Source organism: Tissierellales bacterium (genome assembly GCA_025210965.1).
GTDB lineage: Bacteria > Bacillota > Clostridia > Tissierellales > JAOAQY01 > JAOAQY01.
Genome location: JAOAQY010000162.1, coordinates 1 through 10,870, shown reverse-complemented (window position 1 = coordinate 10,870; position 10,870 = coordinate 1). Strand labels below are relative to the sequence as shown.

Annotated in this window: 13 protein-coding genes; 2 read left to right on the top strand and 11 right to left on the bottom strand. The window is 32.9% G+C overall.

Features of this window, described 5'->3' with window-relative positions:
* Nucleotides 1-70: 70 nt before the first annotated feature.
* The 5 genes from N4A40_11535 to N4A40_11515 form a co-directional block, all read right to left on the bottom strand.
* Nucleotides 71-295: an acyl carrier protein gene (locus tag N4A40_11535; protein MCT4662485.1), complete on the bottom strand. Its 225-nt coding sequence runs from the start codon at nucleotides 293-295 to the stop codon at nucleotides 71-73.
* A 2-nt stretch (nucleotides 296-297) separates the two neighbouring features.
* Complete coding sequence (gene plsX / locus N4A40_11530; GenBank protein MCT4662484.1) at nucleotides 298-1,305, bottom strand: phosphate acyltransferase PlsX; 1,008 nt, start codon at nucleotides 1,303-1,305, stop codon at nucleotides 298-300.
* 163 nt (nucleotides 1,306-1,468) lie between these two features.
* Complete coding sequence (rpmF, locus tag N4A40_11525; GenBank protein ID MCT4662483.1) at nucleotides 1,469-1,648, bottom strand: 50S ribosomal protein L32; 180 nt, start codon at nucleotides 1,646-1,648, stop codon at nucleotides 1,469-1,471.
* 13 nt (nucleotides 1,649-1,661) lie between these two features.
* On the bottom strand, nucleotides 1,662-2,168 hold the full coding sequence (locus N4A40_11520) for a DUF177 domain-containing protein (GenBank protein MCT4662482.1): 507 nt from the start codon (nucleotides 2,166-2,168) through the stop codon (nucleotides 1,662-1,664).
* 71 nt (nucleotides 2,169-2,239) lie between these two features.
* Nucleotides 2,240-3,430 carry an acetate kinase gene (locus tag N4A40_11515; GenBank protein MCT4662481.1) on the bottom strand — a complete coding sequence of 397 codons (1,191 nt, stop codon included), beginning with the start codon at nucleotides 3,428-3,430 and terminating at the stop codon, nucleotides 2,240-2,242.
* 202 nt (nucleotides 3,431-3,632) lie between these two features.
* On the opposite strand from N4A40_11515, the gene N4A40_11510 reads away from it, so the two are divergent.
* On the top strand, nucleotides 3,633-4,862 hold the full coding sequence (locus N4A40_11510; GenBank protein ID MCT4662480.1) for a nucleotidyltransferase: 1,230 nt from the start codon (nucleotides 3,633-3,635) through the stop codon (nucleotides 4,860-4,862).
* A 109-nt stretch (nucleotides 4,863-4,971) separates the two neighbouring features.
* On the opposite strand, the gene coaD is transcribed toward N4A40_11510, so the two are convergent.
* From coaD to N4A40_11485, 5 genes are read right to left on the bottom strand one after another with little or no spacing between them, the layout of a single operon-like run.
* Nucleotides 4,972-5,451: a pantetheine-phosphate adenylyltransferase gene (gene coaD / locus N4A40_11505; GenBank protein MCT4662479.1), complete on the bottom strand. Its 480-nt coding sequence runs from the start codon at nucleotides 5,449-5,451 to the stop codon at nucleotides 4,972-4,974.
* 2 nt (nucleotides 5,452-5,453) lie between these two features.
* Nucleotides 5,454-6,008: a 16S rRNA (guanine(966)-N(2))-methyltransferase RsmD gene (gene rsmD / locus N4A40_11500; GenBank protein MCT4662478.1), complete on the bottom strand. Its 555-nt coding sequence runs from the start codon at nucleotides 6,006-6,008 to the stop codon at nucleotides 5,454-5,456.
* Nucleotides 6,009-6,059: 51 nt separating this feature from the next.
* Nucleotides 6,060-8,111: an ATP-dependent DNA helicase RecG gene (gene recG, locus N4A40_11495; protein MCT4662477.1), complete on the bottom strand. Its 2,052-nt coding sequence runs from the start codon at nucleotides 8,109-8,111 to the stop codon at nucleotides 6,060-6,062.
* 51 nt (nucleotides 8,112-8,162) lie between these two features.
* On the bottom strand, nucleotides 8,163-9,785 hold the full coding sequence (locus tag N4A40_11490; GenBank protein ID MCT4662476.1) for a DAK2 domain-containing protein: 1,623 nt from the start codon (nucleotides 9,783-9,785) through the stop codon (nucleotides 8,163-8,165).
* A gap of 15 nt (nucleotides 9,786-9,800) precedes the next feature.
* Nucleotides 9,801-10,163 carry an Asp23/Gls24 family envelope stress response protein gene (locus N4A40_11485; GenBank protein MCT4662475.1) on the bottom strand — a complete coding sequence of 121 codons (363 nt, stop codon included), beginning with the start codon at nucleotides 10,161-10,163 and terminating at the stop codon, nucleotides 9,801-9,803.
* 186 nt (nucleotides 10,164-10,349) lie between these two features.
* Between N4A40_11485 and rpmB the strand changes: the two genes are divergently transcribed.
* Nucleotides 10,350-10,538, top strand: coding sequence for a 50S ribosomal protein L28 (gene rpmB / locus N4A40_11480; protein MCT4662474.1), 189 nt, complete (start codon nucleotides 10,350-10,352; stop codon nucleotides 10,536-10,538).
* A gap of 107 nt (nucleotides 10,539-10,645) precedes the next feature.
* On the opposite strand, the gene N4A40_11475 is transcribed toward rpmB, so the two are convergent.
* The coding region (locus N4A40_11475) for a hypothetical protein (protein MCT4662473.1) at nucleotides 10,646-10,870 on the bottom strand (225 nt) is incomplete at its 5' end.

Here is a 10,870-nt window from a genome sequence, read left to right as displayed (position 1 = left end):
GTACACCTCCAAGATCGATGATATTGTAAATGCTTCAATCTTTTTAAAGCATCTACAATATCATCCATTTTTATTTCAATGTTTTAATATATTCTACTACACTCTTTATATCCGTCAATTTCTCTACTTGAGTTTCCTCAACTTCTACTTCAAATTCTGTTTCAATCTCCATTATGATTTGAACTACATCTAAAGAATCCGCATCCAAATCTTTTCTAAAATCAGTTGTTAGACTTAATTCTTCAAACTCTTTATCAAATTGATCCGCAACTATTTCTATAATTTTTTGTTCCATATCTAAACTTCCTCCTTTTGCTCCATAGCTTTTATTTGATTACTAATTGCTTCTGTCACATTATTATCTAAATATTGTTTAGCCTGTCTAATAGCGTTTTTTATTGCATTAGAATCTGAACTCCCGTGTGCCTTTATAACACATCCATTAACTCCCAAAAATGGTGCTCCACCATACTCTGTGTAATCCAATTGAGCTTTCATATTTTTCAAATTGCTTTTTAAAAGAAGCGCACCTAATTTTGCCTTGCTTGAAGAATATATTTCATGTTTCAATATTTTAAAGATTGTTTTCGCTAAACCTTCTCCAACCTTTAAAATAGTATTTCCAACAAAGCCATCGCAAACTATTACATCAACGTCCCCATCAAATACATCTCTCATCTCCAAATTACCACTAAAATTAACTGGTGCATTCTCTACTAATCCGTATGCTTCTTTAACTAAAGCATTTCCTTTTCCAGGCTCTTCTCCTATATTTGCAATTCCAACTTTTGGATTTGAATAGTTTAGAACCTTATCAGCATAAATAGAACCCATAATTGCAAATTGCTGCAAATATATTGGTTTAGAATCTACATTTGCTCCAGCATCTATTAGTACAGCTCCTTTTTTTTGAGTTGGTATAACTGGAGCTAAAGCCGGCCTCTTTATACCTTTTATTCTTCCTACAATTATAGTTGCTCCACTTAGTAATGCTCCTGTACTTCCAGAAGAAATTACAGCATCTGCTTCTCCATTCTTAACAAGATAAAGAGCTTTAACCATCGAAGAATCTTTCTTTTTTCTTATAGACATTCCTGCCTTTTCATCATTTGAAATAACATCTGGCGCATGAACAATCTCTATATATTTTTCTTCATAAGTATAATTTTTCAATTCCTCACGAATTTCTTCTTCTCTTCCAACTAATACTAATGTAACATTGTATTCCTTTATAGCATCTACACATGCCTTCACGTTTATTGAGACCCCGTGATCTCCACCCATAACATCAACCGCTATTTTCATTCTATTCACCTCGGTCTTTTATATCTTTGATGGTAAAAAACACCTTCATTTCATTATATCAGCAGGAACCCTAAGACTGCAAATATAAATTGATTTTTATTACCATAATATTTTTAATATAAAATAAAAGATAGTAATTTTCATTACTATCTTTCATCTATTACTAGTCAACTTTTACAACTTCTTTTTCGCCGTAGTAACCACATTCTCCGCATACTCTGTGCGCCAATTTCATTTCATGACATTGTGGGCACTCTACTACGTTAGGCATGCTCAATTTAGAGTTAGCTGATCTTCTCTTATCTCTTCTAGCTTTAGAAGTTTTACGCTTTGGTACTGCCATCCAAAACACCTCCTTATTCAAATAGTTCCTTCAATTTTGCAAATCTTTCATCCACTTGTTCTTTATCACAAGAGCAAGGTCCTTCATTTAGATTTTTACCACAAGTCGGACAAATCCCCTTACAAGACGACTTACAAATCGCCTTCATTGGCATGGAAAAAACGATCGCTTCTTCGACTTGTGTTTCCAAATCAAGTAAAAAATCATCCGCAAGCAGTATGAATTGCTCTAGCTCATCACCTGTCTCTTCCGATTCTTCGGTCAGTACTCTAGTAGACCACTTTGCATGATTTTTTTGCTCAAATTCTCCTAAGCAACGATCACATACATCTGTATAAGTATACTCAAAATCCAAGTTCAAATAGACCTCTTCATCTACTAAATAAAGTTCTCCTGATACTTCAATTGGGTCAATTTTCAGCATCTTTCCACCTATCTTCAACTCATTTATTTCTACTAATTCAGATATTGGTCGCGCTAATTCCTGCGCCTCCAAAAAGTCCTTGATATCAATTGTCATTTTTATCACTCCTAGAATACCGTCACTACTGTATTATAGACATTGTTACTCACTTTGTCAAGTAAATATTTTTACAGTAAAGCAAGTGTGTCTTTAGCAATCATAAGTTCTTCGTTAGTTGGAACTACTAAAAGTTTAACTTTTGAATCTGATTTACTAATTACAGTATCTTTTCCTCTTACGTTATTTGCTTCTGCATCTAATTCTGCACCTAAGAACTCTAAACCTTTACAGATTTCTTCTCTAGCACTAATAGAGTTTTCGCCAAGTCCTGCTGTAAATAATATAGCATCAACTCCGCCCATTGCAGCTGCATATGCTCCAATATATTTTTTAACTCTATAGTAGAATGCATCTAGCGCAAGTGCAGCTCTGTCATTTCCTTTTTCTGCAGCTTCTTCAATATCTCTGAAGTCACTACTAATTCCTGATAATCCTAAAACACCAGATTTTTTATTCATCACGTTGTTGATTCCAGCGATATCCAATCCCTCTTTATCCATTACATAAGTAATTACTGCAGGGTCAACATCTCCACAACGAGTTCCCATGATTAATCCCTCTAATGGAGTGAATCCCATAGAAGTATCTACCGATTTACCATGATCTACTGCTGATAATGATGCACCATTTCCTAAGTGACAAGTTATAAGTTTGATATCTTTTAAGTCTTTACCTAACATTTCTGCCGCTTTTGCTGAAACATACCTATGAGAAGTTCCGTGCATTCCGTAACGTCTAACACCATACTTTTCGTAATACTCATATGGTAATGCATACATATATGCACTTTGTGGCATTGTTTGATGGAATGCTGTGTCAAATACTGCGCTCATTGGTGTTGATGGCATTAATTCTTGACAAGCTTTGATACCAATTATATTAGCTGGATTGTGTAATGGAGCTAAATCAACACAATCTTCAATAGCTGCCATAACTTCGTCGTTAATCAATACTGAATCAGCAAATTTTTCTCCACCATGAACTACACGGTGTCCAACTGCATTTATCTCATCCATTGATTTAATTGCACCATTTTCTGCATCTAACATGCATGATAAAACAACTTCAATAGCTGCTTTGTGATCTTCCATTGGTTTTTCAACAACTACTTTTTCTTTTCCTGTTGTAGTATGAGTTACTCTTGCTCCCTCAATACCAATTCTCTCTGCTAAGCCCTTTGCTAGTACCTCTTCATTTGACATGTCAATTAATTGATACTTTAATGAAGAACTACCACAGTTAATTACGAATACTTTCATGTTTTCCCTCCTAGAATCTCTGCGATTAATCACATAGTCTAATATTTTTTCATAGACTATAACATATCTATATTATTATATTTAGCGCAAAAAATCAATAGCGGTATCGGTTTCATTAAATAAAATTTCTTTTGTTTTTTATATTTATCTATTTTTTTGTTATAATAATACTATATTTAAATAAGAAATTAGAGGAGATTTTATGATTGTTACAGGATTAATAACAGAATACAACCCGTTTCATTTTGGGCATAAATTACACTTGCAAAAAAGTAAAGAAATTGGAAATGCTACACATACTATAGCGGTAATGAGCGGTCAATTTGTACAGCGCGGAGAACCAGCATTAGTCGATAAATGGCATAGAGCAGAAATGGCAGTAGAACAAGGTGTTGATTTAGTTTTAGAACTTCCCACAATATTTGCTTGTCAAAGTGCCGAATATTTTGCTTCTGGAGCTGTTCGGTTGTTAGATTCTCTGAATATAGTTGATAATTTTTGTTTTGGAAGTGAACTAGGTTCATTAGATGACTTGCAGCAAATAGCTGAACTGCTAGTATATCCATCAAATGACTTTTCTAATCAATTGAAATATTATCTTAAACAAGGCTTGTCTTTTCCTGTTGCTAGAAGCAAAGCGCTATTAGATATAAGCAACTCTACTCAATGGGCCGATATTTTAAATAGCTCAAATAATATACTCGGTATAGAATATTTAAAAGGTATACTCAAATACAACTTAAATATCAAGCCTCTTACACTAGAACGAAAAGGTGCTGATTATAATGACACATCCACTGAACATTCTATAGTAAGCGCTACAGCTATAAGAAACACCATAAAAAATAATGGACTCGAATCTTCACTAAGTCTTATTCCAAGTACTTCTTATGAAATTATTAAGCAATTTTATAAAAAATTTGGTAAGTTTAATGATTTAAATAACTATAGCCAGATAGTTTTGTACAACATTTTGCTTAATCATGATTTTTTTAAAAATTTACCAAATTTCGAAATAGGCTTGGATAAAAGATTGTATAAATTTGCTCAAAACTTAACTAGTACATCCGCTCTTGTAGAAAATGTAAAGACAAAAAGATATACATATACTCGTATACAACGTTTTTTACTGCATTCTCTTTTGCATTTGTCAAAAGAAAAACACGATAGCATATTTGACTTTGGTCCAAGCTATATAAGACCATTAGCAACAAATTCCAAAGGTTTAGAACTTTTATCCTACATGAAACAAAAATCAAAACTTCCTATAATATCTAAATTTGCATCATCAATCACTCATACCGAAGCTCCATATCATGAGTCTTTGTCTTTAGATAAAATTGCAAGTGATTTATATTATCTCGGACTATCTAATTCTGAAAACTCAAATACCTCTATAGAATTTACACAATCATTTATCATAAAAAAATAATATAAGAAAGCTACCCTAAATTTAGGGTAGCTTTCTTATATTATTTTTTTATTCTTAAGTTTTAACCTTACAATTAATTAAAATATCAAAAATATTTTTTTATTTTAATTTAAACTTTTTCTATTCTGTTCATTACATAATCTCGTATATTGTCAGGTACCAAATTTGAAATATCACCTTCATATTTAGCAATTTCCTTAACCATACTAGAGCTTACAAAAGAATATCTATTACTCGTCATCAGAAAAAACGTCTCAATATCAGAATCTAAGCAATTATTCATAAGTGCCATCTGAAATTCAAATTCAAAATCCGATAAAGCTCTGAGACCTTTTACTAACACGTTAACATTTCTATCATGCAAATAGTCCACTAGCAATCCCGAAGAATGATCTACCTCTATGTTATCATAGTCCTTCAAACATTCTCTAATCATATTTTGCCTTTCCTCTAAACTAAATAGATATTTCTTAGATGAGTTGTTCATTACAACTACTATTACCTTTTCAAACTTTCTGCTACATCTTTTTATAATATCCAAGTGTCCATATGTAACTGGATCAAAACTTCCTGGGTATACTACTACCATTCCTAATCCTCCTTATTTTTCAAAAATGTTATAATTGTATCACCGTATTTCTTTACCGTCTCTATTTCAAATGACAATTCCATTTCAGTTAGGTCCAAAAACTTCTCGTGTTCAGCAATAATCATCCCACTATCCTTTAATAAGTTTTTTTCATAAATCATTTCAAGTGCTTTTGGCACAAATCCATTTTCATATGGAGGATCTAAAAATATATAATCAAATTTTCTTCTTTTTTGACCCAAAATAGATATAGCTCTAAATACATCATTTTTATAAACCTCTGCATTTTCTTCCAAACCGATATCACTTAAATTTTCTTTAATGATTTTTATACTATTGAAATCTCCATCTACAAAAACAACTTTTTCCGCTCCACGGCTCAAAAATTCAATTCCCATTCCGCCACTTCCTGCAAACAAATCTAAAACCTCACCAATTTCATCAAGTTGTAACTTGTTGAAAATAGCCTGCTTTATTTTATCTGTTGTTGGTCTGGTCTTTAACCCCTTTGGAGCTTTTAATTTTCTCCCACCACATATTCCTGATATGACTCTCATATATCTACTCCTCATCTCTACTCAATAATAATCAAAATGCTAACAAAGACATCAATTAAGTATTATTTTGCTACAATTTTCGCCAAACATATGCTTCACTTTTTTCAAAATAATACTTTCCTCGTCTTTATTTAACTCAACTTTTCCATCTAAAAGATTTTCTACTTCATCTTTAACACATTTCATTATTTTTTGGTCCCTACATAGATTTGCAATCTTAAATTCAGGCAAACCATGTTGCCTAGTACCTATTATCTGTCCAGGACCACGAATTTCCAAATCTTTTTCTGCTATTTCAAATCCATTTGATGAATCAACCATAATTTGCATACGCTTAGCAGATTCTTCTGACTCTGACCCATTTACAAGAATACAATATGATTTATGTTTACCCCTACCTATTCGACCTCTCAATTGATGCAACTGAGCTAAGCCAAATCTTTCTGCATTTTCAATCATCATTATAGTCGCATTTGGCACATCGACCCCAACTTCAATAACAGTAGTCGATACTATAATATCTATATTCCCATTAGAAAATTCACTCATAATATGATTTTTCTCATCCTTCTTCATTTTCCCGTGAAGCAATCCAATATTTCTTCCAATAAAATACCTTTTTACATCATTGTATATCTCTGATGCAGATTGTGCCTCTATAACTTCTGATTCCTCAACTAAAGGGCATACTATGTATGCTTGTCTACCAAGTTCTATTTCTTTCTCAATAAAGCCATATGCATCTTTTCTTTTTTTAGAATTTATAGTATATGTTTTGATTTTTTGTCTTCCTGGAGGAAGCTCATCAATTACAGATAGTTCCAAATCACCATACAGCACTAGTGTAAGAGTTCTAGGTATAGGTGTTGCAGTCATAACAAGAACATCAATATCCCCTGCTTTTGATGATAACATAGCTCTCTGTCTAACACCAAAACGATGCTGTTCATCAGTAATAACCAATCCTAGATTACTAAACTTCACATAATCTTCAAGTAACGCATGTGTTCCTATCACTATCTTTATATCGCCATCTAAAAGTTTCTCATTTAAATTTCTTTTTTCTTTACTTGTCATTGACCCAACTAATAAACCTACTTGATATGAATCTTCCAAATACTTTTGCATTTTCTCATAATGTTGACGCGCTAAAATTTCAGTTGGTGCCATCATAGCCACTTGATAACCATTTAATATAGCTTTTACTATTGCTAAAAAAGCTATAGCCGTTTTTCCAGAACCTACATCTCCTTGAACCAATCGATTCATGGTATACGAAGATTCCATATCAGTTTTTATTTCATCCCATACCCGATTTTGTGCATCAGTAAGCTCAAAACCCAACGCTTTTTTATAAACATCCATATCAACACTATCTTTAAATCGTATTCCCAATTTTCTGTTTTGATTTTTTATAATTTTAAGTCCCATTTCTATTCCAAAAAGTTCTTCAAATATCAATGTCTTCCTTGCCAATTTATACTCGTCTCTTCCTCTTGGGAAATGAAGTTCTTTAAGCGCATTAGGATAAGAAGTTAATTTATACTTATCTCTTATATTTTTAGGTATAATCGACTGAAATTCCAACGAATATCTTTCAAATATCGTTTGATTCCAATTAATCATATCTGTGTTCTTTATTCCTTTAGTCAATCTATATCTCGGAACTATTTTTCCTGTATTTCGCTCTTCCTCATCGCAATGTTCGAATACTACTTGCTGCAATTCAACTCTTCCATATGCTCTCTTAACTTTTCCAGATACACGTAATTTATCACCAATTTCGAATTTCGACTTCAAATAATCTTGATTAAACCAAGTCAAAAACATAACTCCGCTATCGTCCTTAACTGCTAACTTCATTATGCTCATCTTTCGCCTAGGACGTCGTATTTCTGGCAATCTGATAACTTCCACTTCAAAATTTGCATTTTGACCATCAATTACTTCTATTATTTTATTTTTTTTCCTGCGATCAATATACTCTCTAGGCAGATATGTAGCCATGTCTTCTAATGTTTCTATGTTAATCTTTTTTAAAAGTTTCTTTTTTTTATCGCCTATTCCCTTTAATTGATCTACTGAACTATATAGCAAACTCATATTTCTCACCCTTTAAAAAAGATGGTCAAATAAATTGACCATCCCTAATCTCTACTCTACAGAAATCAAATAATAGTAGACAGATTGACCGCCTTCGATTAATTCAATATCGATATCCTCATAGCGTTTCTCAATTTCTTCTATCAACTCTTCCGCCGATTCTCTTTCAACATCTTCACCATAAAAAACAGTTATGATATCAGTGAAATCATCCGCCATGTAATCAATTAACTCTAGTGTTGTCTCTCTCAAGTCTTCACCAACTCTAACGATTTCACCATCGCTGATTCCCATTATATCATTTTCCTTGATTGACAAATCATTTATTTCAGTTTCTCGAACCGCATAAGTCAACTGTCCTGTTTTCACTTCACTAAGCACTTCAATCATAGAATCTACATTTTCTTGTGCCTCTAAGTCCTCTTGAAATGCAACCATAGACGCAACACCTTGCGGTATTGTTTTACTTGGTACTACATAAACATTTCTCTCAGTCAATTCCTTCGACTGTTCTGCTGACATTATGATATTTTTATTATTCGGAAGTATTATAACATTTTCACCTCTAACTGACTCTATAGCTTTAACTATATCTTCAGTACTAGGATTCATAGTTTGTCCTCCGGATATGATAGCTTCGGCCCCCATATCCTTAAATACTTTTGAAATACCTTCTCCAGAGCTGACAGCAATTATGCTATACTTCTTATCAACAACAACTTCATCTTGATCTCTCTCTCCATCTGAATGATTAGTTTCATGTTGATATCGCATATTATCAATATTTATGTCTATTAATTCTTCTCCAAATTTAAGTGCTTTTTCCAGAATTTCGCCTGGATGATTAGAATGTATATGAACTTTAATCACATCATCAGTTTCAGCAACAACTATAGAATCTCCAAATGACTCTATAAGTCTTCTAAATACATCAGCATTGTCTTTTTTGTTTTTAATCATAAAACCTGTACAATATCTATATTTCAAATCACCATTTGCAGATTCTTTGTTTAAAGTTACTGAACCAGCAGGCTTAATCTCCTCAAGTTCAACAGTTTCTTTTCCAATAATCGTGTTAAAAGCACCTTTTAAGATTAGCATCAAGCCTTTACCACCAGCATCCACTACATTAGCTGTTCTCAATTGTTCTAGCATATCTGTAGTTTTTATAAGTGAATCTTCGCCAGCTTCAAGCAAAGCTCTTAAAAAATCAACCAATTCAATGTCTTCATCCTTTAAACGCATCGCTTTTTCTGCTATCATTCGAGTTACTGTCAATACTGTTCCCTCTACAGGCTTCATAACTGCTTTATAAGAAGTTTCTCTTGCCATATCACAAGCTATCGCCACTTCTTTTACACCCATAGTTTCACAATCTTTCAATCCCTTTGCAAAACCTCTAAATATCTGAGATAATATTACGCCTGAATTACCTCTCGCTCCCATTAAAGCTCCATTTGCAAGAGAAGCTGCTATAATTCCAACCTCATTTGATTGCTCACTGATAACTGAATCTACAGCCGCATTGAATGTTCTAGCCATATTAGTTCCTGTGTCTCCATCAGGTACCGGGAAGACGTTCAAAGCATTGACAACCTCTTTGTTTTCTTCTAATGTTTTTGCAGCGACTACCAACGCTCTTTTTAATAAGTCACCGTCTATATAATTTATCATAAAAAATAAACCTCCCTAAGCATCCTTCTGTACGCGAACATCCTGTACGTGTACGGCTACTTTTTCCACTTCTATTCCAGTGAAGTTCTCTACATTATATTTAACTGTATCAATTATATTGTTAGCTACAACAGAAATTTTAGTACCAAATTGAATAACCACATAAAGATCAATAAATAATTTATCCTCTTCGATTTTCACTTTAACACCTTTAGTTTGATTTTCTAATTTTAATAATTCAAAAAAACCATCTGTTGCACTTTTAGATGACATTCCTACCAATCCGTAGCAAGTCATTGCTGCATTTGCAGCTATAAAAGAAATAGCATTTTCTTCTATTACTATATTCCCATACTCATTTGTCAACGTCGTATTCATACGATTTGCCTCCTTTAAGTTAGAAAAGAGTCTAGTTTCATCTTATTTTATACCCTTATCTCATACTATAAACAATTTTACACTAAATTGCAACTTTTTTATTGCAAAAGCCTTGCACACTATGTTAAAATAGATATGTTCACGAGGGCAATTTGCGAATTGCTAAGAGAAGGAGGTGTTTCAACAATGTCTAAAGTTTGTGAAGTATGCGGTAAAGGTAAAATGTCTGGAAATATCGTAACTTTCTCTAAGCGTCATATTAGAAGAACTTGGACTCCAAACATACAGAAGGTTAGAGTTGTTGTGGATGGTACGCCAAGAAGAATGAATGTTTGCACTAGATGCTTACGTTCTGGCAAAGTAGCGAGAGCTTAGTTTAAAGTTTTACGGATTGAAGGAGAGTAAAAGCTCTCCTTTATTTTATGCATTTAAAAATCCCACTAGATTGGAATCTAGTGGGATTTTTCCGTTATATATGCAATCTACCTATCTCTTGACAAAATTACAGCTACTTCTCCATCTAATATATTCAATTTAACAATTTCTTTATCTATTATATTGCTAACTCCAAGAGATCCGCCAAACTCAAACACTATATCATTTACCTCATATCTTAGTCCTTCACTCGTTATACGGACGCTATTTCTAAGTGGTATTATCGATAAATTATTTCCTATTTGCTCTTTAAAATCTATAGAAATTTCGCC